Consider the following 24,431-nt stretch of genomic DNA (forward strand, 5'->3'; position numbering starts at 1 on the left):
TGCCGCGCCCCCTTGCCATGACATCAAGGAGCAAGCGATGAACTGGGATCAGATCGAAGGCAAGTGGGAACAAGCCAAGGGCAAGGTCAAGGAGAAGTGGGGCAAGCTGACCGACGACGACATCACGCAGATCAACGGCAAGCGCGACCAGCTCGCCGGCCGCATCCAGGAGCGCTATGGCTACACCAAGGAGCAGGCCGAGGAAGAGATGAAGGCATGGGAACGGGATGTGCGGTGGTAAGACGCCGTACAACGGTCTTGCAAAGCGCCTGCGGGCGCTTTTTTTTGGGGCCAGACGGCTCAAAAGCCAAAGGAGCCAAGGTAAACCCTAGTAGTCTACATATATAGACTTTTTATACTGTCCCCCCATCACCCGCCGGCATCCGCCGGCGCCGCAATCTGCCCGGCACCGGGCTCCCGTCCATGCCGGAACCTCTTTCCAGCGAACTGCTGTCCCGCAGCCGCCAGCCGGTCTACCTGCAGCTGGCCACCATCTTTCGCCGCCAGATCGAAAGCGGCGCGTGGCGCCAGGGGGCGCGCATACCGTCGCTGGAGCAGCTGTGCCGCCAGTACGGCGTGGCGCGCATGACCATGCACCATGCGCTGTCGATGCTCGACGAAGAAGGGCTGCTGGAGCGCGCGCGCGGGCGCGGCACCTTCGTCAAGGCGCCGTGCCAGGCGCGGCGTCAGGTGTCGCTGTCGACCAGCTGGGACGAGGCCGTCGCCGTCGGCGCGCAGCTCGACACCGAAGCCATGGTCGAGTCGGCCGGCAAGGTGCCGCTGCCCGAGGATCTGGGCATGCCCTGCAGCGGCGCACGCGCACCGGCCTACCACTTCCTGCGCCGGCTGCACCGCCTCGACGGACGCCCCTTCGCCGTGGGCGAGGTCTATATCGAGGCGGATATGTTCGCGCGCGACCCCGAGGCCTTCCGCCACGGCGCGTCGGTGCCGGTGCTCGACCGCTTTCCCGGCCTGTCGGTCAGCACGGCGCGGCAGCGGCTGTCGATCGTCGCGGCCGGCGCCGAATCGGCGGCCGCGCTGGCACTGGCGGTGGGTGCGCCGGTGGCCGAACTGCGCCGCTTTGCCTGCGTGCCGTCGGCCACCGCGGCGGACGTGGAGCGCATTGTCTATTTTGCCCGCATTGAATTCCCGACCGAGTTCGTCTGCCTGGATTTTGACCTGCTGGCCGCGCGCCCGCATCCGGCATGACTGACCGGCCCCAAGCCAACCCTCCAGCCAACCCTCCAACCACCGGACCCCTGATGGACAACGCACAACCGATGAACGGCGCCGAGAGCCTGGTCAAGACCCTGCTGGCCAATGGCGTGGACACCTGCTTTGCCAACCCCGGCACCAGCGAGATGCATTTCGTCGCGGCGCTGGACCGCATTCCCGGCATGCGCTGCGTGCTGGGGCTGTTCGAGGGCGTGGTCACCGGCGCGGCCGACGGCTACGCGCGCATGGCCGGCAAGCCCGCCGCCACGCTGCTGCATTGCGGCCCCGGGCTGGCCAACGGGCTGGCCAACCTGCACAACGCGCGCCGCGCGCAGACGCCGGTGGTCAACCTCATCGGCGACCAGGCCACCTATCACCGGCCGCTGGACGCGCCGCTCACCGCCGATACCGAAGGCTGGGCCCGGCCGGTCTCGGTGTGGACGCGCACCGCCACGCGGGCGGCTTCGGTGGGGGCCGATGCCTCGGCCGCGGTGCAGGCTGCCTGCACCGCGCCGGGCGGCGTCGCCAGCCTGATCCTGCCGTCCGACGTGTGCTGGGATGCGGGCGGCGTGGTGGCGGCACCGTTGCCTCCGCTGCCGGTTCCCAGGGTCTCGCCGGACGCCGTGCAGCAGGCTGCGCGCGTGCTGCGCTCGGGCCAGCCGACGCTGATCGTGCTGGCCGGCAGCGCGCTGCGCGAGGCGCCGCTGGCCGACGCGCACCGCATTGCCGTGGCCACCGGCGCGCGGCTGATTTCGCCCATGTCCAATGCGCGCGTGGCGCGCGGGCGCGGGCGCCTGGCGCTGGACCGCGTGCCGTATTCCGGCGATGCCGCGCGCGACAAGCTGGCCGGCATCCGCAACGTGATCCTGGTCGGCGCGCCGGCACCGGTGACCTTCTTCGCCTACCCGGGCAAGTCGCCGCGCCCGTATCCGGAGGACGCCGCGGTGCATGTGCTGGCCCGCCCGGAAGAAGACCTGGCCGAAGCGCTGGCGCGGCTGGCCGATGAACTCGGCGCGCGCCAGGCGCCGCTGCCCGCCGCCGCCGCGCCCGCGCCGGTGGAGCCCGCGCGCGGCGCGGTCACCTCCGAGGCGGTGGCGCGCACGCTCACCGCGCTGCTGCCCGAGCAGGCCATCGTGGTGGAAGAGAGCGTCAGCTTCGGCCGTGCGTTCTATCCCGGCACGGTGCACGCGGCACCGCACGATTGGCTGCAGCTGACCGGCGGCGCCATCGGCGCTGGCCTGCCGCTGGCGCTCGGCGCGGCCGTCGCGGCGCCCGGCCGGCGCGTGGTGGCGCTGCAGGCCGACGGCTCGGCCATGTACACCCTGCAATCGCTGTGGACCATGGCGCGAGAACAGCTCGACGTGACCGTGGTGGTGCTGGCCAACCGCAAGTACGCCATCCTGCTGGGCGAACTGGCCGGCGTCGGCGCCAACCCGGGCAAGACCGCGCTGGACATGCTCGACATTGGCAACCCGGACCTGGACTGGGTCAAGCTGGCCGGCGGCATGGGCGTGGAAGGCGCGCAGGCCACCGACATGGAGCGCTTTGCCGACCTGTTCCGCATGGCCAATGCGCGCAAGGGGCCGTTCGTGATCGAGCTGGTGATCTAGTCAGTCGCGCGTTTCAGTCGGTCAGGTCCGGCCACCCCGGCGCCTCGTTGGCGCCGGGCAGTTGCTGCACCACGTATTCATGCAGGCGCGAAAGCTCCAGCGCGATGCCCTCCGGAAAACCCTGCCGCCCGCCGCGCTTGTCGATCAGCAGCTCGACCAGGAAGGCATGCAGCGCGGCCGGATTGGCGGCCAGCGCCGCCAACTGGTTGCCGATGCGCGGATAGCGGCGGCACAGCACCAGCGGGCGCGCCCCGGCCGGCAGCGACACCAGCCAGCGCATGGCCACGTCCGACAGCGCCGCATCCTCTGGCGACGGCGCACGCCGCAGCTCGCTCCAGTCCGGCGCGGCCTGCACCGGCGGCTCGCCGTCCAGGATCTTCCTGGCTTCCTCGACGGTGACGAATTCAAAAGAGAGGGGTTCCATGCCGGCTCCGGGGGCGGAGCAACGCGTGGCGCTGCATCCGTGGGTCCATTCTAGCGATGAAAACGCTGCGCGGCGTCGTGCCCCACGCCTGAAGCGGCCGTACCAGTGCGAAGGCCCATGCTTCGAGCTTTCGGGTACGGGTTCGTACTGCCGAAAGACAGACTTGCATCGACCACCGGCAGATTGGTGGGACAGGCGCCTTCAAGCCTCGCGGCGAGCTTCCATCTGCCGGATCAGGGCCCGTGCCTCATCGCCTTCCGGGATCGGCTGCCCGCTGTCCCGCCATGCGACCGCCGCCTTGAACCCTGCTTCCTGGGCGTAGCGACGGAACCAGAGACCTTCAGGGTTGTGGCGCGTGATGCCGTCAAAGAGAGTCGCCATGGTCTGGCTTTGCTCCAGGCCCATCGTCAGCATGACCTGGTTGACGACCATCTTGTGCATGGCGAGATGGCTGCCCGGCACGCCGGCAATGCGCTCGGCGAGCTCGAAGGTGTGGCGGTCCAACTCCGCCACGGGAACGGAAGCGTTGGCGAGCCCCCAGGCGGCGGCGGTGCGCCCGTCCAGTACATTGCCGGTGAACATCATCTGCTTCGCCCGCGCAAAGCCCAGGCGGTAGGTCCACATGGCCGTGGTCGGGCATCCCCAGACGCGCGTCGGCATATAGCCGATGCGTGCATCGTCTGCCATGACAAGCAGGTCGCAGCACAGCGCGATATCGCTGCCGCCGGCCACGGCCGCGCCATGCACCTGGGCAATGGTCGGCTTGGGGCTGCGCCATAGGCTCATGAAGTCTTCGGTAAAGCCTTTCATTGCGCGATAGTCGAGCATCGGGTCCCACGGGTACTTCTCTTGCTGGCACGGCTGATCTCGCAAGGTCTGTGCGGAAGCGGCCAAGTCGTAGCCGCCGCAGAAGCCCTTGCCCGCGCCCTCGACAATGATCACGTGAATCTCATCGTTCTCATTCGCCCATTCGACTGCGCAGCGGATGTCCCGCGGCATGCCTTCGGTGATGGCATTGAGACGCTCGGGCCGGTTCAGCAAGAGCCGCGCAATGCGCGGGTTGCGCGCATCCGGCTGAATCTGGACGGTACCGAAGTTAGGCATGGCTGGCTCCTTTCTGGATATGAGTGAATCCATTCTAGGAAGCCGGAGCCGTGGCAGTCAATGCTGACTGTTGCTGACAGTCAGTATTGACTGATCAGGGATTGTGCTATGTTGACAGTCAATTCTGACTGTTCGTAATCTCCGTCCTATGAAAGATACCGTTCGCCCGCGCGGGGCACGCACCAGCAAGTCTGCCAAGGCCAATGACGACGCCGGCAAGGAAACGCCATCGGGGATGCGCGAACGCATCCTCGACGCAGCCGTGACCATCGTGATCGAGCAAGGCACCGCACGGGCCACCACGCTGGAAGTCCAGCGTCGCGCCGGCGTCAGCCGCGGCGCCTTGCTTCATCACTTTCCGACGCATGCGTCCCTGCTGTCGGCAACCGTGGAGGGGCTGGTCAGGCGCAACGAGGAAGCGGTGCTGGCGAGCCTGGCGAAGCTCGAAGGCACCAGGGATGTGGTCGAGCGCGCGATCCGCGTGCTGGCGATTGCCTCGGTCCAGCCTTCGTATCTCGCGGAGCTGGAACTATGGGCGGTCTCCCGTACGGATCCTGAGCTGAGAGCGACTCTGGCAGAGGCGGAGCGTCGCGCGCGCAAGGACAGCGAGCGCGTCATGAAATCGCTGTTCGACGCATCGGACAGCAGTCCGATGCAAGCCTCCGTGATGGCAATGACGATCGAGTTTCTCAGGGGGCTGGCGCTGTCCGGCGTGTTGCGCGGCAGTCCTGTCAGACGGCAGCAGTTGATTGGCCACTGGATTCAGGCCACAAAATTACTACTGGAGACGACACCTTGCCCCGACTTGCTGACCTCGCCTTGTCCTATATCGCCCCGGACACCTCGGTGCCGATTCTCGATATGACCACCGGCGATGCCCTGCGGGCCGCCGCAATACGCCACCCGCACAGAACGGCCCTGGTGGAAGTGACAGTGCCCGGTCAGCAATCCCTCACTGGCGCGTCCGGTACCGCGCGGCGCTGGAGCTACGCTGACCTCATGCGCGATGCGGAACGCTGCGCACGCTGGCTGCTGACCCGCTTCGAGCCTGGCGAAAGGGTTTGCCTGTGGGCGCCGAATGTCCCGGAGTGGGTGATCCTGCAGTACGGCACCGCGCTTGCGGGGCTGGTGCTCGTGACCGCGAATCCCGGGCTGCGTGCCGCCGAGCTTCGTTATGTGCTGACGCAGTCCCAGGCCAGCGGGCTGCTCCACACGGCAGAATTCAGGGGCACCGACATGTCCGCGATCGCCGCCGAGGTAGCGGACTGCGTGCGTGAGCGATTCTGCTTGTCTGACTGGCATGGCGAGGTTCTGACATGCAGGTCGGACGCTGAGCTACCGACGGTCCTGCCGACGGATCCGGCTCAAATCCAGTACACCTCGGGAACGACCGGCCAGCCGAAGGGCGCGCTGCTGCATCATCGCGGCCTGGTCACCAACGCCGCCTACGTCGCCGCACGGGCTGGCATGAGCGGGTCGATACTGATGAGCCCGATGCCGCTCTTCCATACGGCAGGCGCTGTACTGAGTTCCCTGGGTGCCATTACCACCGGCTCGACCTATGTGCTGCCGTTGATGTTCGAGCCAGCCCTGGTGCTCGCGGCCATCGAGCGGGAGCGCTGCGATTTCCTGTTCGGCGTGCCCACCATGCTCGTTGCCATGCTGGAGCATCCCGGTCGCGGCGCGGTGGACCTGGGCAGCCTGAAGGTGGCGAGTTCCGGCGGGGCGCCGGTTCCGCCGGAACTGCTGCGGCGTATCGAGCGCGAGTTCGGCTGCGACCTCATTACGGTGTATGGGCAGACCGAGGCCAGCCCGATCATCTGCCAGTCGTCGCCGGCCGACAGCCAGAAGGACAAGGCGAACACGGCAGGCTACCCGCTGCCGCAGGTCGAAGTGCGGATCGCGGACCCGGCAGGTTCGGGCACGGTCGCGACCGGCCAGGAAGGGGAAATCCAGGCCCGCGGCTATCAATGCATGCTCGGTTACTTCAATATGCCGGAGGCGACATCCGCGGCATTCTCGGCAGACGGCTGGTTGCGAACGGGCGACCTGGGAACGATGGATGAACGCGGCTACCTGCGCGTCACCGGGCGACTGAAGGACATGATCATCCGTGGCGGGGAGAACATCTACCCCGCGGAAGTCGAGGCCCGCCTGATCGAGCATCCGGCGGTCGCGATGGCTGCGGTCTTTGGCCTCCCGGACGAGAAATGGGGCGAAGTGGTCGCCGTAGCGATCACGTTTCGTGAAGGCGGCATCCCCGAGCAGGATGCGCTCCGCCAGTTCCTTCGCCTTCAACTGGCCCCGCACAAAGTCCCCACCCGCTGGTTCCGCTGCAGTGAGTTTCCGATGACCGGCTCCGGCAAGGTCCAGAAGTTTCGCCTCCGGGAGCTGGCGCAGGCCGGCAGCCTTGCCGAATTCGGACATTGATGCTGGCGTTCTTTGCGCGCGGTTGAGACCATCCGGATCGATGTCCCGCCGATCAAGTAAAGTAATGCCCCTTCGATTCCATCGATAGCTTCATCCCATGGCAGGCATGCAAAGAAAACAGGCAACGCTGGTCGGGCTCGTCGCGGTGCTCCTGTGGAGCTCGATTGTCGGCCTGATCCGCGGCGTCAGCGAGAGCTTCGGCGCGACGGGCGGTGCCGCGCTGATGTACACGGTTGCCTCCGTGCTGCTGTGGGTCTCGGTGGGCCACGTCCGGCTGCGGGCATTGCCCCGCGCCTACCTGGTCTGGGGCAGCGTGCTGTTCGTGTCGTACGAGCTGTGCCTGTCGCTATCGATCGGCTACGCCAACAGCGGCAGGCAGGCGATCGAAGTAGCCATGGTCAACTACCTGTGGCCCAGCTTCACCTTGCTGGCCGCCATCCTGTTCAACCGGCAGCGGGCCGGCTGGCTGATCGTGCCGGGATTGCTGGTGGCTATCCTGGGGATCTGCCAGGTACTGGGCGGCGATCAGGGACTGGATGTGGCGGGCATGGCGGCCAACGTGCGCGACAACCCGCTCAGCTACGGACTGGCCTTCGCGGGCGCGGTCATCTGGGCCGGCTATTGCACCGTCACGGCCCGCATCGCCCAGGGCAAGAACGCCGTCACGCTGTTCTTCATGCTGACCGCGCTCGCGTTGTGGGCCAAGTACCTGTTCACCGGCGGCGAAGCGATGGCGTTCAGCGTTGCGGGCGTGGTCTACCTGGCCCTGGCGGCCTGCGCGATGGGCTTCGGTTATGCGGCGTGGAACGTCGGCATCCTGCACGGCAACGTGACCGTGCTCGCCGGTGCATCGTATTTCATTCCGGTGCTGTCGGCCGCCCTGGCCGCGGCGCTGCTGCATGCGCCGCTGTCCTTCGCGTTCTGGAAGGGGGCGGCGATGGTGGTCGCGGGGTCCATCCTTTGCTGGCTCGCCACGCACGGCAGGGGCGAGCGCGCCGCGACAGCCGCCGGATCCAGCCAGGCGACATAGCGTAGCGGGGCACCGGCACCACCAGGATGGCTGCCGGAGCAGCGATGGCGCATCGAGATGCGTGCGCGGCCTACCGTGTGTGGCCCGGCAGCCCCAGCGCGCGCTCGATACACCGGATGATCTCGGTATCCTCGAACGGCTTGCCGATAAAGCACGCCGCCCCTGCCGCCTGCGCGCGCGCTTCATAGCCCTGCTTGTCGAAGGCCGTCATGAAGATCACCGGCATGCGCAGGCCGCGCGCGCGCAGCGCGGCGCAGAGCGCGAAGCCGTTCATGCCCGGCATCTGCACGTCCGCGATCACGCAGTCGATGCCGTCGAGCGACGGCGACGCCAGCAGCTCCGCCGCGCCGGGGTAGAGCTCCACGGCCAGGTCGAAGGCGCGCAGCAGCCGCCCCATGGCCTGCCGCACGGCGGCGTCGTCGTCGACGATGGCAATCACGGGCGTGGCATTCACGCGAACTCCTCGAACAGGCGTGCGCGGTGGCAGGGGTCACGCACGCCCCCTTGCTGCGTGGGCGGCACTAGAAGGTGTGCCGCAGCCCCAGCGCAAACGTCTGCGGATCGGCGCCGGCGCGGACGCCGAGGTCGTTGATGGCGAAGTCGTAGATCGCGTTGTCGGCATTGTCGATGCGGCTGTAGTAGGCATACAGCGCGGTGCGCCGCGACAGCGGATAGTCGTAGCCGACCGTGAACTGCGTGGCGTGGGTTTGCGCGCCGCTGCGGAAGAAGCCGATGGTATCCGTCGACGATCCGGTGCCGTTCGCCGCATAGGCCACGCCGATGCGCACGCTGCCGGTCCCGATCTGCTGCACCAGCGAGGCGTAGTACGCATTGCGCTGCAGGTCGCCGGTATCGGTGCGGTAGTGCAGGTGTTCGACCACCGCGGCCAGGCGCGTGCCGGGCAGCAGCTGCCACGCCACGCCGGCCTTGAGTGCGTCGTCGTTGCGGCCGGCGGCCTGGTAGTGCTGGTGGCGTTCCCAGGCCAGGGTCGCGTTGAGCGGGCCGCGCTCATAGACCGCCGCCACCGAGTACAGCGCGGGATTGCGCACGACGGTGGTCTTCTCCTCCGGCAAGCCCCAGCCCAGCCACAGGCTGACGCCGGCCCAGGGCGGCGTGCGGTACTGCACGATGTTCTTCTGGCGCCGGTCGAACGAGCTGGTGTTCTCGACATTGTCGGTGCTCGAGGCCGAGCCGTTGCCGATCAGCGCCATATAGCCGGCGGTGGTCGGATAGTACGGGTCGTAGCCCATGGTCGCCTCGGTGTAAGGCGTGTGCCAGTGGCCCAGGAACAGCAGGCCATGGCTGCCCTGCAGGCCGATGCGCGAATTGCGGCTGGCGATCTGGCCCTGGCCGGAATCGAGCGACAGTGCGCTTTCGATCTGCCACACGGCCTTGAGCGCGCCGCCCAGGTCTTCTTCGCCGCGCAGGCCGAATACCGAGCGGTTGTTGTTCAGGCGCACGACACTGCCGAGGGCGGTGCCGTCGGTCGCGGTGCTGGCACGGCTGTACTCGAGGGACGTGTTCAGGCGGCCGTAGACGGTGACGCTGCCGGCCGCCAGCGCAGGCGCGCACAGCACGGCGCAGCACGTGCCCAGCAGCGCGCAACGGGCCGGGCTAGTTCGCGGCATCGTCGGCGGGCGGCTTGCTGGCGGCGTTCAGGGTCGGACCCGGGGTTCCGGTGATCTTGGGCATGCACTCGGCGTGGAACCACGCGGCCGTCACCGGTTCGCCGGCAAGCATGCGCTTGATCGGCGGCACCACCTGTTCGCCGATCAGCATGCCAAGCAGGCCGACCAGCGCTACCACCGGCGGCGCCGGCGAGCGGACCTGCATCAGTGCGTAAATGATGCCGACGAGGATGCCGGCGGCCAGGGAGACAAGGTAGAGCTTCATGGAATCGGATTCCTGACGAGGTTGGCGAATCAGCGCGTCGCCGACGGCGCGGGCGGCAGGCCCACGCCCAGCAGGTGCCGCACGCGCGGCGGCGTCTCGCGCGCATGGAAGCGCGTGATCTCGCGCTGCAGGTCGGCATCGGCATGCGGCACGCGGCGGTGCTGGCGCAGGTGCTCGGCCCAGGATTCGACCAGGAACCATTCGGTCAGCAGTTCCGGATCGGCCGGGTCTTCCATCACGCCCCAGTTGAAGGCACCGTCGCGCAGCCGTTCTTCCGAGAGCTTGTGCACCGCGCGCAGGAAGGCATCGCGGTCTTCCGCGCGGACGCAATATTCGATCAGGATCATCACCGGTCCGCGGTCATGCGCGATCTCGTCGGCGCCCTCCGGCTCCGGCCAGTGCTGGGCCGGTGCGAGGTCTTCCTCGCCACGCGGCAGGCGCAGCCGATGCAGCAGCAGCGCCGCGGCCAGCAGCCCGCCGGCGGCGACCAGCAGCCCGCCGGAGATGCCCAGCGCCTGGGCCACGAAGCCCCACACCAGGCTGCCCGCCGCCATCGCGCCGTTGAACACCATCTGGTAGACCGCCAGCGCGCGGCCGCGCACCCAGTTGGGCAGGATCGCCTGCGCCACGCCGCCCAGCGTCGTCAGTGCGGTGATCCAGGCGGCGCCAAGGAACAGCAGCAGCGGCAGCGCCACCCACACCGGCGGCGCGATGCACAGCGCCGCCATCACCACGGCGGTGACGATGGCCGACAGCAGCACCAGGCCGTCGGCGTCGAGCCGCCGCTGCAGCCACGGCATCACCAGCGCGCCGAGGATCGCGCCGAGGCCGACCGCGCCCAGCAGCACGCCATAGAGGCTGGCGCCGCCCTGCAGCAGCTGCTTTGCCACCAGCGGCAACAAGGCCCAGATGCTGCTGCCGAAGGCGAAGTGCACGGCCGCGCGCGCCAGCACGATATGCAGCTTGCTGTGCGCGCGGGTAAAGCGCAGCCCCGCGCGGAACGCGCCCAGGAAATGCTCGCGCAACGGGTCGGCGGCGCGCTGCGGGCGCTTCCACCACAGCAGCGCGGCGATCACGAAGACATAGCTGACCAGGTCCACGCCATAGGTCGTGGCCGCGCCGAACGCCGCCAGCAGCAGGCCGCCGGCGGCCGGGCCGATCGCGCGCGCGATATTGACGCCCAGCGCATTGAGCGCGACCGCGCGCTTGAGCTCCTGCTGCGGCACCAGTTCCGGCACGATCGATTGCCAGGTCGGGCCCATCATTGCCGCGCCGATGCCGCCGAGGAAGGCCATGCCGATCAGGATCTCGATCGTCAGCGCCTGGCGCCAGGCCAGCACCATCAGCGTGCCGCTGACCATGGCCAGCCCCACCTGCACCGCGATCAGGAAGCGCCGGCGGTCGAGGATGTCGGACAGCACGCCGGCCGGGATCGCCAGCAGGAACACCGGCAGCGTGGCCGCGGCCTGGATCGTGGCGACCGCGGCGGGCGAGGTGGAGAGGTCGGTGGCCAGCCACGCGCTGGCCACGTCGCGCATGAAGCTGCCGATGTTGCCGAGGATGGTCGCGGCCCACAGCACCGCGAAGGTGGCCTGCGCCAGCGGCGCGAAGGTGCCGCCACCGGCGGGCGTGGGCGGGGGGCGGAGTGCTTGTTCTGCCATGCGGGTCACCGGTTCGCCTGCGCAGCAAGCGTGCGCCGCGCACGTTCGCGCAGGTCGTGCCATGCCACCAGCAGGAAGCCGCCCACCAGTCCCAGGTGTTCGAAGAAGGCGTTGGCCATCATGAACCTGGCCTCGGGCGGTGCCTGCCAGAAGCGGTTGGCGACGAAGGTCGCGGCCAGCGTGAACGCCGCCAGCGCCAGGGCTCCCAGCCAGCGGCGCCAGCCGAGCAGGATCATGGCGCACGCGCCCAGCTCCAGCACGATGGTCGCGATCGCCATCGGCGCCGCCGGCGCCAGGCCGAAGTGCTGCATCTCGGCGATCGCGCCGCGGAAGTCGACCAGCTTGACCAGGCCGCCCTGCAGGTAGGCCGCGCACAGCAGCAGCAGCGCGAGCCAGTGCAGCCAGCGCGGCATGGGGAGTGTGGCTGCGCCGGAGGAAGCCGGCGTCAGCGTGGTAGTCGGTTCAGGCATGGCCGGTCTCCGGGTGGGGCGTTGGGGAAGTGGCTGGGATCAGAACGCCCAGCACGAACAGCCGAGTGCGCCCCAGAAGGTGCTTTCGTCCGCGGTCGGCACGCTCGCGGTCCAGGCCCTGGCATGCGCGTGTCCGTGCACGCCGCAGCTGCTGGCGCATCCGCACGCGGTGTTCATGGCCAGCTTGCGTGCCTGCGGCCGCGGCTGGTAGCCGCCCACATGCCGCACCGGCGACCAGTCCGGCATCGCCGGCGGAATCTGCGGCGACAGCTTGCCGAAGTCGCCGTCGCCATAGACCACCTTGCCGCCGAGGATGGTCAGCACCGAGGCGATGTCCTGGATCTCGTCGCCCGGCACGCTGAAGTAATCGGCCGACAGCACCGCCAGGTCGGCAAGCTGACCTACCTTGATCTGGCCCTTCTTGCCTACTTCGGACGAGAACCAGGTATTGGCCTCGGTCCACAGCCGCAGCGCGGTCTCGCGGTCGAGCAGGTTGGCCTGCGGGTACATCGGCATGCCGCCCACGGTCTTGCCGGTGGTCAGCCAGTACAGCGACACCCACGGGTTGTACGAGGCCACGCGCGTGGCGTCGGTGCCGGCGCCGACCTTGACGCCTTTCTCCAGCATCTTCTTCACCGGCGGCGTCGCTTCGGCCGCGCGCGCGCCGTAGCGCTCGACGAAATACTCGCCCTGGTACGCCATGCGGTGCTGCACGGCGATGCCGCCGCCCAGCGCGGCAATGCGGTCGATGTTGCGGTCGGAAATGGTCTCGGCGTGGTCGAAGAACCAGTTCAGGCCATCGAACGGGACCTCTTTGGCGACCTTCTCGTAGACGTCGAGCGCGCGCGAGATGGTCTGGTCATAGGTGGCATGCATCCGCCACGGCCAGCGCTTTTCCGCCAGCAGGCGGATCACCGGCTCGAGGTCGGCTTCCATCGACGGCGCCATCTCGGGGCGCTCGACGCGGAAATCCTCGAAGTCGGCGGCGGTGTAGACCAGCATCTCGCCGGCGCCGTTGTGGCGGTAGAGGTCGTCGCCCTGGCCGGGCCTGACCTGGGAGCTCCAGGACTTGAAGTCGTTGAGCTCTTCCTTGGGCTTCTGCGTAAACAGGTTGTAGGCGAGCCGCACCGTCAGCTGGCCTTCCTTGTGCAGTTCCTCGATGATGCTGTAGTCCTCGGGGTAGTTCTGGTAGCCGCCGCCCGCATCGATCACGCCGGTGACGCCAAGCCGGTTCACCTCGCGCATGAAATGGCGGGTCGAGTTCTTCTGGTACTCCGGCGGCAGCTTCGGGCCTTTTGCCAGCGTCGCGTACAGGATGGTCGCGTTGGGCTTGGCCAGCAGCAGGCCGGTGGGGTTGCCGCGCGCATCGCGCATGATCTCGCCGCCCGGCGGATTGGGCGTGTCCTTGTTGTAGCCCACCGCGCGCAGCGCGGCGCCGTTCAGGATGGCGCGGTCGTACAAGTGCAGGATGAACACCGGCGTATCGGGCGCCACGGCGTTCAGTTCCTCGATGGTGGGCAGGCGCTTCTCGGCGAACTGGTGCTCGGTGAAGCCGCCCACCACGCGCACCCATTGCGGCGCGGGGGTGCGCGCCACCTGGTCCTTCAGCATCCGCATCGCATCGGCCAGCGAGCGCACGCCGTCCCAGCGCAGCTCCATGTTGTAGTTCAGGCCGCCGCGGATGATATGCATGTGGCTGTCGATCAGCCCGGGAATGGCCCGCCGGCCATTCAGGTCGATGACCTTCGTCTGCGCCCCGGCCAGCTTCATGATGTCCTGGCGCGTGCCGACGCCGACAAAGCGTCCGTCGCGCACGGCCACGGCATCGGCCTGCGGGTTGGACTTGTCGAGCGTGGCGAACTTGCCGTTGACGAGGATGAGGTCGGGGGTGCCTGGTGACATGGCGAAGATCTCCGAGGAGGCGGCCGCGCCGAGCGCGGCGGCGGAGGCGATGAATTGCCGGCGGGTGACTGACATAAGCTCAGGCGTTCAGGAAGGCCAGCAGGTCGGCATTGACCTGGTCGGCGTTGATCACGCACATGCCGTGCGAAGCACCCGGGTAGACCTTCAGGGTGGCGTCCTTCACGATCTCGGCCGACAGCCGCGCCGAATTGCCGATGGGCACGATCTGGTCGTCGTCGCCATGCAGGATCAGCGTCGGCACGTCGATTTTCTTCAGGTCCTCGGTGTAGTCCACCTCCGAGAATTCCCGGATGCAGGCGTACTGGCCGACGATGCCGCCGGCCATGCCCTGCGCCCAGAACGCGTCGATGGTGCCCTGCGAGACCTTGGCGCCGTCGCGGTTAAAGCCGAAGAACGGCACCGCCAGGTCCTGGTAGAACTGCGAGCGGTTGTCGGCGACGCCCTTGCGGATGCCGTCGAACACCGCCATCGGCAGGCCGTTGGGGTAGGCCGTGGTCTTCAGCATCACCGGCGGCACCGCGCCGATCAGCACCGCCTTGGCCACGCGTTTGGTGCCATGGCGGCCGATGTAGTGCGCCACCTCGCCGCCGCCGGTGGAGTGGCCCACCAGCGTCGCATCCTGCAGGTCCAGTGCATCCAGCAACGCCGCCAGGTCGTCGGCATAGGTGTCCATGTCGTTGCCCCGCGCGGGCTGATCCGAGCGGCCATGGCCGCGGCGGTCATGGGCGATCACGCGAAAGCCCTGCTGCACCAGGAACAGCAGTTGCGCGTCCCAGGCGTCGGCATTGAGCGGCCAGCCGTGCGAGAACACGACCGGGCGGCCCGAGCCCCAGTCCTTGTAGAAGATCCGGGTACCGTCTTGGGTAGTAATAAAGCTCATGATTCACCTTTGCGATGGAGGAGGACGACAGGGGGCGACGAGATCGCCAGGCTTAGCGGGCCGGCACCGGCGCGATCGACTCGTGCGGCGTGGCGGTGCGTTGCGGGGCCTTGTGGACCATGGTGTAGGCATAGTCGACACCCATGCCGTAGGCCCCCGAATGCTCCTTGACCAGCTTCATCACGGCGTCATACGTGTCGCGCTGGGCCCAGTCGCGCTGCCATTCCAGCAGCACCTGCTGCCACGTCACCGGCACGGCGCCGGCCTGCACCATGCGCTGCATGGCGTAGTCGTGCGCTTCCTTGCTGGTGCCGCCCGAAGCGTCGGCCACCATGTAGATCTCGTAGTTGCCTTCCAGCATGGCACACAGCGCGAAGGTGGTGTTGCAGACCTCGGTCCACAGGCCGGCGACGATGACCTTGTTGCGGCCGTTGGCCTTGAGCGCGTCGCGCACCTTCTGGTCGTCCCACGAATTCATCGAGGTGCGCTCCAGGGTCTTCTGCTCCGGGAACACGTCCAGCAGTTCCGGATAGGTGAAGCCCGAGAACGACTCGCTCTCGACGGTGGTGATGGTCGTCGGGATATTGAAGATCTTGGCCGCCTTGGCCAGGCCGACCACGTTGTTCTTCATGGCCTGCCGGTCCATCGACTGCACGCCGAAGGCCATCTGCGGCTGGTGGTCGATGATGATCAGCTGGCTGTTCTGCGGGGTGAGGACTTCGAGCTTCGGGTTGGACATGATGTCAGTTCCTTGGGAACAGGGTTGGGCCCGGGTGCGGTCCTTGCTTCAAGGCAAGGCCGCCACCCGGTAGGGGGGCGAAGCAGGGCGGCGTGGTCGCGTGACCGCAGCGCTGCCGGAGGGAAGACTAGTCGGTGCCGGCGCCAACGCAAATCGTATGTTCGTATTACCGGCCGCGGCGCCCGTGCCCGGGCATGGTGCGCCGTGCGCGGCGTACACGCTGTCGCCGCGCGTGCCCGCGACTAACACCATGGTATGGGTGACCGGTGCATCACTGCGGTGACCCCGTACCCGTCCTTGCGATGACATGCCCGCTGGTTATAATCCGCAACACCTTTCCGAGCGCACTGGAGATCTGACCGTGACATCACCGAGCCTGGAGCCAGCCGACACCAGTGCGAACGATGACGCGACGGTGCTGGTGGTCGACGACGATGCCGCGCTGCGCCGGGCGCTGGGCAACCTGTTCCGCTCGGTCGGCCTGAACGTGGCATTGTTCGCCTCGGCCGCCGAACTGCTGGCAACGCCCTTGCCCGATACGCCATGCTGCCTGCTGCTCGATGTCAGGCTGCGCGGTCAGAGCGGACTCGACCTGCAGGCGCGGCTGGGGCAGCTGGGTGTCCACATCCCCATCATCTTCATGACCGGCTATGGCGACATCGCCATGACGGTCGCCGCCATGAAGGCCGGCGCCGAAGACTTCATGCCCAAGCCGTTCCGCGACCAGGACCTGCTTGATGCGGTCGCCGCCGCGCTGGAGAAAGACCGGCTGCGGCGCCACGGACTGCGCCAGCTCGAGTCGTTGCGCGCGTGCTACCAGTCGCTGACGCCGCGCGAAGGCGAGGTCATGGGCCTGGCGGTGGCGGGCCTGCTCAACAAGCAGATCGCCGCGCAGATCGGCATCAGCGAGGTGACGGTGAAGATCCACCGCGGCCAGGCCATGCGCAAGATGAAGGCGCGCACCTTTGCCGAGCTGGTGCTGATGGCGCAGCAGCTGGGCCTGTGCAAGGTCGGCGGCTGAGTGCGCCGTGGCGCCGAGCCTGCCATCATTCCCGCCCCCATGACGCCTGGCATTCCCGCGCAGCGAAGCCCCGCACCGGCCTTTGACGACGCCTGGCTGGCGCGGGCCGCGCAGACCGTGCTGCATGTGTCGGACGGCATCGCTTACCTGCAACTGTCCGACCCCGACACCGGGCTGCGCTGCTTTGCCAGGAGTGCGCCGCCGGCCCACAGCGGGCCACTGCAGGACGAAGCCCGGCTGGCGGCCCGCTTGCAGGCGGACTGGGCCGCGGTGCCGGTGGCCACGCTGCGCAACGCGGAACGGATGGTGGTGGTGTATGGCGGCGCGCCCGCATCGACCCTTGCCGCGACACTGGGGGACGCCCCGGTTCCCGTCGCACGCTTCCTGGAGCTTGCCATCGGCAGCGCGCGCGCGCTGGCGGGCGCGCATGGGCACGGCCTGCTGCATGGCGATATCCGGCCGCACAACCTGCTCGTCGACGACAGCGCCGGCGTGCGCCTGACCGGCTTCGACCATGCCACCGCGCTGGACGCCATGCCGCCCGTGGTGCCGCGCCCCGGCCCCGCATCGTGGGCATACCAGTCGCCCGAAGTGGCCCGCGCCGACCAGGCGCGCACCAGTGCCCGCTCCGACCTGTATTCGCTAGGCGTCACCTTCTACCGGATGCTGACCGGCACGCTGCCGTTCACGGCCGATTCGCCCGCGGCGTGGCAGCACGCCCATCTCGCCGTCGAGCCCGTGCCGCCGCATGTGCGTGCGCCCGGCCTGGCGCCGTTGCTGGGCGCGATCGTGCTCCGGCTGCTGGCCAAGGACCCGGCTGACCGCTATGCCGGCGCCATGTCGCTGCTTGCCGACCTGCTGCGCTGCCGGGCGGACTGGCGCGAACGCGGCGAGATCGCGCCGTTCAGGCTCGATGCCGCAGGCGCGACCTCGACGCTGAACGTGTCCGGCGAACTCTTTGGCCGCGCGCGTGAAACCGCGCAGCTCGCCGATGCGCTGGCGCGCGTGCGCCACGGCGGCCAGTCCGAGCTGGTGCTGATCGCCGGCGCCGCGGGCACCGGCAAGTCGGCGCTGGCGGCGTGGCTGTCGTGCCAGGCGGGGCAGCACGGCATGCGTTTTGCCAGCGGCAAGAGCGACCAGTTGCAGCTCGACATCCCGTATGCGCCGGTCGCGCAGATGATCCGTGCGCTGACGCTGCCGCTGCTGGGCGAGCCCGAAGCCGTGCTGGCGCCGGTGCGCGAGCGCTGGCTGCGCGCGCTCGCGGGGCAGGGCCGGGCCATTGCCGTACTGGTGCCCGAGGCCGAGCAGGTGCTGGGACGCACCGCGCCGCTGGCGGAGGTGCCGGCCCAGCAGGCGCAGGCGCGCGCGCAGCAGGCCATCCTTGCCACCTTCGCCACCTTTGCCGACCAGGGCGCGCCACTGGTGCTGTGCTTCGATGACCTGCAATGGGCCGATGCGTCGACCATTGCGCTGCTCGAAGCCATCACCACGCAGCGCCCGGGCAACCTGCTGCTGATCGCCGCCTATCGCGACCATGGCAACGATGTCGAGCAGCGCTTCTCGTGGCTGCTGCACGCCAGCCGCGCCGGCGCGCTGCCGGTCACGCGCATCGCCGTGCGGCCGCTGGCCGTGTGGGAACTGACCGAACTGGTGGCGGCCGCCCTCAACGAGCCGGCGCCGCGCGTGGAAGCGCTGGCGCAGCTGGTGCATGCGAAGACCGGCGGCAATCCCTTCTTCTCATACCAGTTGCTGCGCGCGCTGGTCGACGACGGCGTGCTGGCCTACCGCAACGAGCGCGCCGGCTGGCACTGGGACGAGGCCGACGCCGCGCAGCATCGCTACACCGACAGCGTGACCGACCTGATGACACGCCGCTTCGCGCGGCTCCCGCAGGAGGGTACGGAGCTGCTCAGGCAGCTGGCCTGCGTGGGCATACGCTGCGAGCAAAGCCTGCTCGCGTGCGTGGCGCAAGTCGGCGCGGCGCAGCTCGGCGAGCGGCTGCGCCCCTTCGTCGATGCCGGCCTGCTGGTACGGACCGGCGACGGCTACGCATTCCAGCATGACCGCGTGCTGGAAGCCGCCTACGCCATGATCGCGCCACGCGAGCGAGCCGCCGCGCATGCGCGCATCGCGGACATCATGATCCAGCACTGGCAGGGCGAGCTGGCCGCGCATGCCTTCGAGATCGGCAACCAGATCGAGCGCGCCGCCGGCCAGCCGCTGCCGGAGCCGCATCGCGTGGCGTTCGTGCAGGTGCTGCTGGTCGCGGCCAGGCGCGCCCGGCGCAGCGCGGCGATGGCGCAGGCGACGCGCTACACCGACGCCGCGTTCGCGCTGATGCAGCCGTCATGGTGGACCACGCACTGCGCGCTGGCCTACGCCGCCAGCGTGCTGCACTGCGAATGCCTGCTGGCGCAGGCACGGCTGGAGCCGGCCTCGCAGGAGATCGACGCGCTGCTCGCGCGCGACCTGCCGCCGGTGGACAAGGCCGCCGTGCATCGGCTCAAGGCCAGCCTGCAGACCGTGCGCTCCGACTATGAGGGCGCGATCGACGCCGCGCTGTCGGGATTGGCGCTGCTCGATATCCACCTGGAGCGCGGGCCCAGCCCGGCGCGCATGCGCGCAGCCTATGACGCGGTAAAGCACGCGCTGGGCCGGCGGGCGATCGACAGCCTGGGCCGGTTGCCCGCGACCGAAGACAGCCGCATCCAGACCATCATGGGGCTGCTGTCGACGCTGATCTCGTCGCTGTTCGTGCGCGATGGCATCAGCTTCCTGCACCTGGCCAAGATGGTGGAGCTGACGCTGGAACACGGCGCCACCGCGGAATCGCCATATGGGCTGTCGTGGTTCGGGGTGTTTATCGCCAGCCTGTACGAGGAATACGAGGACGGCCTGGCCTACGGGCTGGCGGCGATGGACCTGGCCGACCGCCATGGCTACGAGGCCGAGCGTATCGCCACGCTAGTGGCGGTCGACCAGGTCAGCGCCTGGACCCGGCCACTGTCTTACGCGCTCGCGCATGCGCAGCGCGCAGTCACGCTGGGCCTGGCTTCCGGCGATATCGGCATGGCCTGCTATGCCTGCAACCATATCGCGTCCGACCTGCTCGCCATGGGCGAGCACCTGTGCCTGGTGGAGGAGGAGATCGGCCGCGGGCTGGCGCTGACGCGGCTGGTGCAGTACCGGGATATCGAGCTGATCCTGTATTCGCAGCACCATTTCCTGCACCGGCTGCGCAGCGGCGACGAAGCCGCACCGCAGGGCGAGGCCGCGCACCAGATGAGCGCCGCGCAGCGGCTGGCGCGCGCCAACTCGCTGCCGACCCGGTTCTGGATCTGGCTCTACGACGGCATGGCGGCGGTGTTCCGGCAGGAGTGGCAGCACGCCGTGCGCAGCCTGCGCGAGGCGCAGGCGCTGATCTGGTCGGCGCCGGCCCATATCAACATCGCGGATTGCCGGCTGTATCTGGCCCTTGCGCTGTCGCACGCAACTACCGGCGCGGCGTCGGACGACGTGATGGCCGAAGTCATGGCCGAGCTGGCCGCGCATCGCGACTGTTTTGCCCGCTGGTCGGCGCTGAACCCGCTGACCTTCCGCGGCAAGCTGGCGCTGGTCGATGCGGAGCTGGCGCGCTTGCGCGGCGATCCGCTGCAGGCACTGGCCGGCTACGAGCAGGCGGCGGGGGCTGCCGCCGCGGCCGGCTTCGTACATGAGGCGGCGCTCGCGCACGAGCTGGCCGGCATGCTGTGCGAAGCGCGCGGCCTGCCGACCGCGGCCGCGCAGCACTGGCGCCTGGCCCATGCCGGCTACCGGCGCTGGGGCGCCGACCACAAGGCGATGCTGCTGGAGGCGCGCGATCCGCAACGCGACGTGGCGGGGCACGAGCACGGCGGCGCCGACGGCCAGCTCAGCGCGCAGCGCTGGGAGCTGGGCATGAAGGCGGCCAGGGCATTGTCCAGCGAGATCGTGATGGACCGGCTGATCGAAACGCTGATGACCCATGTGGTGGTCCATGCCGGCGCGCAGTACGGCTTGCTGCTGCTGATGCGCGGCGGGCAGCCCATGATCGAGGCCTCGGCACGCGTGGCAGATGGCAAGGTGGCGGTGACGCTCGGCAGCGCGGTGCCGACCGAGCAGGCCCTGCCGCTGGCGGTGCTCAACAGCGTGCTGCGCACCCGGCAGACGCTGGCGCTGGACGACGCCATGGTCGATGCGCCGTCGATCCGCACCAAGGGCGCGATTGCCGGTGGCCCGCGCTCGGTGCTGTGCCTGCCGCTGCTGCGCGGCGGCAGCCTGTTCGGCGTGTTCTACCTGGAAAACAGCCTGGCGCCGGCGGTATTCGACGCCACCCGGATCGCCGAACTCGAGGTGCTGGCGCCGCAGGTGGCGATCTCGCTCGAGACCGCGCGCCTGTACCAGCAGCTGATCGAAGAAAGCAACCGCCGCGTCGCCGCCGAAATGCGGCTGCGCAGCGCCAGCTCGGCACTGGCGCGCACCTCGCACCTGACCGTGATGGGCGGCCTGGCCGCCTCGATCGCGCATGAGGTGAACCAGCCGCTCACCGCCATCGTCGCCACCGTCGACGCCAGCCTGCGCTGGCTGAACCGGCCCAGGCCGGAAGTGGCCGAGGCGCTCGACGGCTTCACCGACATCAAGCAGTACGCGCTGCGCGCCGCCGACATCATCCGTGCGCTGCGCGCGCTGGCCAGGCAGGTGCCGGCGGTGCTGGCGCCGCTGCATCCCGACGATGTCCTGCGCGAAGTGCTGGAGATGGCGCGCCTGGAGCTCGACGCGCACGAGGTGCGGGTCGTCGCACGGCTGGCGGCGGGAGCCGCCGTGGTCGAAGCCGATCGCGTCCAGCTGCAGCAGGTGGTGCTGAACCTGATCACCAACGCGCTCGACGCCATGGCGCAGACCCCGCCCGCGCAGCGCGAGCTGATCGTGACCTCGTACCGCGAGCAGGACACCGTCGTCGTCAGCGTGCAGGACCACGGCGCGGGCATTCCCGACGACGTGCTGGGCCAGGTGTTCGAGCCGTTCTTCACCACCAAGGACGATGGCATGGGCATGGGTCTGGCCATCTGCCGCTCCATCATCGAGGCGCACGGCGGCACGCTGGAAGTGCGCAACCGGCGCAGCGGCGGCAGCGAGTTCATGTTCCGCCTGCCGGTATGCGAGATGTTGCCGGCGCCGGAACCCTGAAAGAGCCACCGCCGCGGCGCTGCGGGACGGTGGTTCTCACGCGTCCCGCATCCCCTGCATCACCCGCAGTTCCCGTCGGCCACGCACAGCCCGTGCACCACCATCTCGCCCATGAAATCCATCGAGGCCTGGTCGGCGATGGCTTCGCGCAGCGCGTCCAGCGCGGCATCGTGGGCATCGCCGGCATTGCCGGCCTGCAGCGGGGTGTCATGCCAGCCCCGCGGGATGGCGGCAGGGTCGACATCGACCCCGGCCCCCGTGGCCAGCGCCGCCAGCACGGCGCTTTCCGCTTCGGCCAGCGCTTGCGCTGACAGGCCCTTGGCGCTTGCCGTGCCGAAGCCGTCGAAGGCCTGGGCCGGCGGGCCGCCGGTCAGCTTCCACAGCGCCAGTTCGGTCAGCGGCGTGCAGTTCACGGTGCGCCCGCCCAGCACCAGGCCGTGCAGCTGCTGGCGGTTCGGCTCACCCTGCGCGAGCCCGCCCTCGCAGCGGACCATCAGCGCGCCGTCCGGCACGCCGGACAGGCGGAAGGCGCCGCTGGCATCGGCCGTGGCGTGGCGCACCTGCCCTTGCGTGTCGCGCACCTGCACGGTGGCGCCGGCCAGCGCGGCGCCGACGGCCGCGGTGCCGCTCACATCCTGCGCCGGCTCATCCCCGCATGCCGCGACGGCCGCGACCCCGCATGCGAGCACGAGGTGGCGCCAGTGTCGAAGTTGCTTGTCCATGGTATCGGTGCTCACGGAGCCAGGTTGGCCAGCTCGCGGCGCGAGCGGTTGAACAGCCCGCGCGCCAGCGGCGTGGGGCGGAAGTCGACATCGAGCGGCGAGATGGTGATGTACTTCGCCAGGAAGGCGGGCGTCTCGGCCGTCTTCGCCAGCGCGGCCGGTTCGGTCTCGGCCGCGCCCACGTCGATCGAGACGGTGTTGTCGGCATTGCGCTTGTAGGCCGTGGTAAAGGAATCCACGGTGCCGGGCACGGTCAGGCGCACGCCGGCCGGGGCGCCGCCGACCGGGTAGTTGATGCTGAGCGGGTGGGCTACAGGCAGCAGCGGCTGGCCGGCGGGGCGACTGGCCTCCAGGGTCGCGACCACGCGGGCCAGGAAGGCGCCGGCCTTCGGGAACGCGGCGATGGTGCCGGGGAAGCCCGAGCGTGCCTCGGCAAAGTCCACCCCCACGCTCAGCGCGATGCCGGGCACGCCGCGGCGCGCGGCGTACAGCACGTTCATTACCGTGCCCGAGTGCGGGATCGAATCCGACAAGTTCTCGCCGAAGTTGGCGCCCGACACCACCAGGTCCGGCGTCATGCCGCTTTCCGGCGCGACGATCTTCAGGCCGATGGCGGTGGCGTCCACCGGCGAGCCGCTGCCGATATAGTCCGGGTTGGTGCTGTTGAGCGCGCTGCCCGCGACAAAGGTGGGCTTGACCCGGTGCACGCAGAAGGTATCGGCGCTGCCGGCGAGCGGGTCCACCACCAGCCGGGTACGGCCATCGGGCACGGCATAGGCCGCGCCCGAGCCGCTCTGGTTGGTGGCGGGGCCGACTGTGACCACGCGGTGGCCGGCGTCCTGCAGGGCCTTGCGCACCGCGGCGATGCCGGGCGCGCCGCAGCCGTCGTCATTGGTCAGCAGGATATTGAGCGCATGGGCGGGGCTGGCCGCGGCCAGTGCCATGGCGGCGATGGCGAAGCCGGCAAGCCGCGGGCGGGCACGAAGTCTGAGCATGGGTACCTGTCTCCTCTTTCTTTGTGGGTGATGAAAGCAGTGCCCGGCGTGCCGGGCCGGATCGAAAGCGTCCTTACGCGACGGGCAGGCCGCGCGCGCGCGCCAGCGTGATCGCGGTGTCCTCGATCATGTCTTCCTGGCCGCCCACCAGCCGCTGCCGGCCCAGCTCCACCAGGATTTCGCGCGCGGGAATGCGGTACTTGGCCTCGGCGCGCTTGGCAAACAGCAGGAACGACGAATACACGCCGGCATAGCCCAGCGTGAGCGCGTCGCGGTCGATGCGGATGGGGTGGTCCATGATCGGCACCACCAGGTCCTCGGCTACGTCGGCAATGCGGAATACGTCGACGCCGGTTTCGATGCCCATGCGCTCGCACACGGCCACCAGCACTTCCATCGGCGTGTTGCCGGCGCCGGCGCCCAGGCCCGCGGCGGCGGCATCGATGCGGGTCGCGCCGCAGGCGATCGCGGCGAGCGAATTGGCCACGCCCATGGCCAGGTTGTGATGGCCGTGGAAGCCCAGTTCGGTCTCCGGGCGCAGCGCCTGCCGCACCGCGGTGAGCTTCTCGGTGACGTCGTGCGGCAGCATGTGGCCGGCGGAATCGGTGATGTACAGGCAGTTGGCGCCGTAGCTTTCCATCAGCAGCGCTTGCTGCACCAGCGTCTGCACCGGCGCCATGTGCGCCATCATCAGGAAGCCGACGGTATCCATGCCGAGCTTGCGCGCCATGCCGATATGCTGTTCCGAGACATCGGCCTCGGTGCAGTGCGTGGCCACGCGGATGGTCTGCACGCCGATCTCGTGCGCCATGCGCAGGTGGTCGACGGTGCCGATGCCGGGCAGCAGCAGCGCCGACACGCGTGCCTGCTTCAGCTCGCCCAGCACCGCGCGCAGGTAGTCCTCGTCGCTGTGCGCGGGGAAGCCGTAATTGACCGAGGCGCCGCCCAGGCCATCGCCGTGGGTGACTTCGATCAGCGGCACGCCGGCGGCATCGAGACCGCGGGCAATGCCTTTCATCTGCTCCAGCGAGATCTGGTGGCGCTTCGGGTGCATGCCGTCGCGCAGGGTCATGTCGTGCAGGGTGATGCGTTGGGCCATGGCCGGGCTC

Annotated in this window: 21 protein-coding genes; 8 read left to right on the plus strand and 13 right to left on the minus strand. The window is 69.1% G+C overall.

The genetic code is table 11. The annotated features are described in order from the left end of the window. The first annotated feature begins 37 nt into the window (after positions 1 to 37). The 3 genes from AC3FMM_RS01585 (at position 38) to AC3FMM_RS01595 (ending at position 2,825) form a co-directional block, all read left to right on the plus strand. Positions 38 to 241 carry a CsbD family protein gene (locus AC3FMM_RS01585; RefSeq protein ID WP_115681766.1) on the plus strand — a complete coding sequence of 68 codons (204 nt, stop codon included), beginning with the start codon at positions 38 to 40 and terminating at the stop codon, positions 239 to 241. A 182-nt stretch (positions 242 to 423) separates the two neighbouring features. Continuing rightward, a complete protein-coding gene (locus AC3FMM_RS01590; protein WP_488686020.1) occupies positions 424 to 1,209 on the plus strand; it encodes a GntR family transcriptional regulator in 786 nt (261 codons plus the stop codon). Between the two features lie 71 nt (positions 1,210 to 1,280). Continuing rightward, positions 1,281 to 2,825 carry an acetolactate synthase large subunit gene (locus tag AC3FMM_RS01595; protein WP_488686088.1) on the plus strand — a complete coding sequence of 515 codons (1,545 nt, stop codon included), beginning with the start codon at positions 1,281 to 1,283 and terminating at the stop codon, positions 2,823 to 2,825. Positions 2,826 to 2,838: 13 nt separating this feature from the next. On the opposite strand, the gene AC3FMM_RS01600 is transcribed toward AC3FMM_RS01595, so the two are convergent. Together AC3FMM_RS01600 and AC3FMM_RS01605 are read right to left on the minus strand one after the other, a co-directional pair. Beyond that, positions 2,839 to 3,249 (minus strand): hypothetical protein, encoded by a 411-nt coding sequence (locus tag AC3FMM_RS01600; RefSeq protein ID WP_488686021.1) that lies wholly within the window; start codon positions 3,247 to 3,249, stop codon positions 2,839 to 2,841. 201 nt (positions 3,250 to 3,450) lie between these two features. Further along, positions 3,451 to 4,353: a crotonase/enoyl-CoA hydratase family protein gene (locus AC3FMM_RS01605; protein ID WP_414248333.1), complete on the minus strand. Its 903-nt coding sequence runs from the start codon at positions 4,351 to 4,353 to the stop codon at positions 3,451 to 3,453. A 148-nt stretch (positions 4,354 to 4,501) separates the two neighbouring features. Here AC3FMM_RS01605 and AC3FMM_RS01610 point away from each other — a divergent pair, with 148 nt between their 5' ends. The 3 genes from AC3FMM_RS01610 to yddG all read left to right on the plus strand — a co-directional run bounded on the left by AC3FMM_RS01610 (position 4,502) and on the right by yddG (position 7,813). Then, on the plus strand, positions 4,502 to 5,218 hold the full coding sequence (locus AC3FMM_RS01610; protein WP_488686022.1) for a TetR/AcrR family transcriptional regulator: 717 nt from the start codon (positions 4,502 to 4,504) through the stop codon (positions 5,216 to 5,218). Then, positions 5,173 to 6,783, plus strand: coding sequence for an AMP-binding protein (locus tag AC3FMM_RS01615; RefSeq protein ID WP_488686023.1), 1,611 nt, complete (start codon positions 5,173 to 5,175; stop codon positions 6,781 to 6,783). The genes AC3FMM_RS01610 and AC3FMM_RS01615 overlap by 46 nt, the downstream gene beginning before the upstream one ends. Positions 6,784 to 6,889: 106 nt before the next feature. Further along, positions 6,890 to 7,813 carry an aromatic amino acid DMT transporter YddG gene (gene yddG, locus AC3FMM_RS01620; RefSeq protein WP_115681757.1) on the plus strand — a complete coding sequence of 308 codons (924 nt, stop codon included), beginning with the start codon at positions 6,890 to 6,892 and terminating at the stop codon, positions 7,811 to 7,813. 70 nt (positions 7,814 to 7,883) lie between these two features. On the opposite strand, the gene AC3FMM_RS01625 is transcribed toward yddG, so the two are convergent. From AC3FMM_RS01625 to AC3FMM_RS01660, 8 genes are all read right to left on the minus strand, one after another. Further along, positions 7,884 to 8,267 carry a response regulator transcription factor gene (locus AC3FMM_RS01625; protein ID WP_115712340.1) on the minus strand — a complete coding sequence of 128 codons (384 nt, stop codon included), beginning with the start codon at positions 8,265 to 8,267 and terminating at the stop codon, positions 7,884 to 7,886. A gap of 67 nt (positions 8,268 to 8,334) precedes the next feature. Continuing rightward, complete coding sequence (locus AC3FMM_RS01630) at positions 8,335 to 9,441, minus strand: porin (RefSeq protein ID WP_488686024.1); 1,107 nt, start codon at positions 9,439 to 9,441, stop codon at positions 8,335 to 8,337. Continuing rightward, positions 9,428 to 9,706, minus strand: a complete 279-nt coding sequence (locus AC3FMM_RS01635) for a XapX domain-containing protein (protein WP_115681754.1) — start codon at positions 9,704 to 9,706, stop codon at positions 9,428 to 9,430. The genes AC3FMM_RS01630 and AC3FMM_RS01635 overlap by 14 nt, the downstream gene beginning before the upstream one ends. A 29-nt stretch (positions 9,707 to 9,735) precedes the next feature. Further along, a complete protein-coding gene (locus AC3FMM_RS01640; protein ID WP_488686025.1) occupies positions 9,736 to 11,367 on the minus strand; it encodes an MFS transporter in 1,632 nt (543 codons plus the stop codon). Positions 11,368 to 11,372: 5 nt separating this feature from the next. Continuing rightward, on the minus strand, positions 11,373 to 11,837 hold the full coding sequence (locus AC3FMM_RS01645; RefSeq protein ID WP_116313491.1) for a DoxX family protein: 465 nt from the start codon (positions 11,835 to 11,837) through the stop codon (positions 11,373 to 11,375). A 39-nt stretch (positions 11,838 to 11,876) separates the two neighbouring features. Then, positions 11,877 to 13,814, minus strand: coding sequence for an amidohydrolase (locus AC3FMM_RS01650; protein ID WP_115681752.1), 1,938 nt, complete (start codon positions 13,812 to 13,814; stop codon positions 11,877 to 11,879). Between the two features lie 4 nt (positions 13,815 to 13,818). Further along, the gene (locus AC3FMM_RS01655) at positions 13,819 to 14,640 is read right to left on the minus strand and encodes an alpha/beta fold hydrolase (protein WP_115712344.1); all 822 of its coding nucleotides are present in this window, start codon (positions 14,638 to 14,640) and stop codon (positions 13,819 to 13,821) included. Between the two features lie 52 nt (positions 14,641 to 14,692). After that, positions 14,693 to 15,379, minus strand: coding sequence for a hydrolase (locus AC3FMM_RS01660; RefSeq protein ID WP_115699726.1), 687 nt, complete (start codon positions 15,377 to 15,379; stop codon positions 14,693 to 14,695). A gap of 361 nt (positions 15,380 to 15,740) precedes the next feature. On the opposite strand from AC3FMM_RS01660, the gene AC3FMM_RS01665 reads away from it, so the two are divergent. Together AC3FMM_RS01665 and AC3FMM_RS01670 are read left to right on the plus strand one after the other, a co-directional pair. After that, entirely contained in the window at positions 15,741 to 16,400 is a 660-nt protein-coding gene (locus AC3FMM_RS01665) for a response regulator transcription factor (RefSeq protein ID WP_115712345.1), read from the plus strand. A gap of 39 nt (positions 16,401 to 16,439) precedes the next feature. After that, the gene (locus tag AC3FMM_RS01670; protein WP_488686026.1) at positions 16,440 to 21,605 is read left to right on the plus strand and encodes a trifunctional serine/threonine-protein kinase/ATP-binding protein/sensor histidine kinase; all 5,166 of its coding nucleotides are present in this window, start codon (positions 16,440 to 16,442) and stop codon (positions 21,603 to 21,605) included. Between the two features lie 59 nt (positions 21,606 to 21,664). Here AC3FMM_RS01670 and AC3FMM_RS01675 read toward each other — a convergent pair whose 3' ends face one another. The 3 genes from AC3FMM_RS01675 to dmpG form a co-directional block, all read right to left on the minus strand. After that, entirely contained in the window at positions 21,665 to 22,327 is a 663-nt protein-coding gene (locus tag AC3FMM_RS01675; protein ID WP_488686027.1) for a hypothetical protein, read from the minus strand. Positions 22,328 to 22,338: 11 nt separating this feature from the next. Then, positions 22,339 to 23,322 (minus strand): 5'/3'-nucleotidase SurE, encoded by a 984-nt coding sequence (gene surE / locus AC3FMM_RS01680; RefSeq protein WP_115712348.1) that lies wholly within the window; start codon positions 23,320 to 23,322, stop codon positions 22,339 to 22,341. Between the two features lie 73 nt (positions 23,323 to 23,395). After that, positions 23,396 to 24,421: a 4-hydroxy-2-oxovalerate aldolase gene (dmpG, locus tag AC3FMM_RS01685; RefSeq protein ID WP_115712350.1), complete on the minus strand. Its 1,026-nt coding sequence runs from the start codon at positions 24,419 to 24,421 to the stop codon at positions 23,396 to 23,398. Positions 24,422 to 24,431 lie beyond the last annotated feature (10 nt).

It is taken from the genome of Cupriavidus sp. 207A1 (genome assembly GCF_057798955.1).

What these genes read in the sequence shown, in the direction of transcription:
- AC3FMM_RS01585 (WP_115681766.1), top strand. Translation starts at nt 38, where the DNA reads ATGAACTGGGATCAGATCGAAGGCAAGTGGGAACAAGCCAAGGGCAAG.
- AC3FMM_RS01590 (WP_488686020.1), top strand. Translation starts at nt 424, where the DNA reads ATGCCGGAACCTCTTTCCAGCGAACTGCTGTCCCGCAGCCGCCAGCCG.
- AC3FMM_RS01595 (WP_488686088.1), top strand. Translation starts at nt 1,281, where the DNA reads ATGAACGGCGCCGAGAGCCTGGTCAAGACCCTGCTGGCCAATGGCGTG.
- AC3FMM_RS01600 (WP_488686021.1), bottom strand. Translation starts at nt 3,249, where the DNA reads ATGGAACCCCTCTCTTTTGAATTCGTCACCGTCGAGGAAGCCAGGAAG.
- AC3FMM_RS01605 (WP_414248333.1), bottom strand. Translation starts at nt 4,353, where the DNA reads ATGCCTAACTTCGGTACCGTCCAGATTCAGCCGGATGCGCGCAACCCG.
- AC3FMM_RS01610 (WP_488686022.1), top strand. Translation starts at nt 4,502, where the DNA reads ATGAAAGATACCGTTCGCCCGCGCGGGGCACGCACCAGCAAGTCTGCC.
- yddG (WP_115681757.1), top strand. Translation starts at nt 6,890, where the DNA reads ATGCAAAGAAAACAGGCAACGCTGGTCGGGCTCGTCGCGGTGCTCCTG.
- AC3FMM_RS01630 (WP_488686024.1), bottom strand. Translation starts at nt 9,441, where the DNA reads ATGCCGCGAACTAGCCCGGCCCGTTGCGCGCTGCTGGGCACGTGCTGC.
- AC3FMM_RS01635 (WP_115681754.1), bottom strand. Translation starts at nt 9,706, where the DNA reads ATGAAGCTCTACCTTGTCTCCCTGGCCGCCGGCATCCTCGTCGGCATC.
- AC3FMM_RS01640 (WP_488686025.1), bottom strand. Translation starts at nt 11,367, where the DNA reads ATGGCAGAACAAGCACTCCGCCCCCCGCCCACGCCCGCCGGTGGCGGC.
- AC3FMM_RS01645 (WP_116313491.1), bottom strand. Translation starts at nt 11,837, where the DNA reads ATGCCTGAACCGACTACCACGCTGACGCCGGCTTCCTCCGGCGCAGCC.
- AC3FMM_RS01650 (WP_115681752.1), bottom strand. Translation starts at nt 13,814, where the DNA reads ATGTCAGTCACCCGCCGGCAATTCATCGCCTCCGCCGCCGCGCTCGGC.
- AC3FMM_RS01655 (WP_115712344.1), bottom strand. Translation starts at nt 14,640, where the DNA reads ATGAGCTTTATTACTACCCAAGACGGTACCCGGATCTTCTACAAGGAC.
- AC3FMM_RS01660 (WP_115699726.1), bottom strand. Translation starts at nt 15,379, where the DNA reads ATGTCCAACCCGAAGCTCGAAGTCCTCACCCCGCAGAACAGCCAGCTG.
- AC3FMM_RS01670 (WP_488686026.1), top strand. Translation starts at nt 16,440, where the DNA reads ATGACGCCTGGCATTCCCGCGCAGCGAAGCCCCGCACCGGCCTTTGAC.
- AC3FMM_RS01675 (WP_488686027.1), bottom strand. Translation starts at nt 22,327, where the DNA reads ATGGACAAGCAACTTCGACACTGGCGCCACCTCGTGCTCGCATGCGGG.
- surE (WP_115712348.1), bottom strand. Translation starts at nt 23,322, where the DNA reads ATGCTCAGACTTCGTGCCCGCCCGCGGCTTGCCGGCTTCGCCATCGCC.
- dmpG (WP_115712350.1), bottom strand. Translation starts at nt 24,421, where the DNA reads ATGGCCCAACGCATCACCCTGCACGACATGACCCTGCGCGACGGCATG.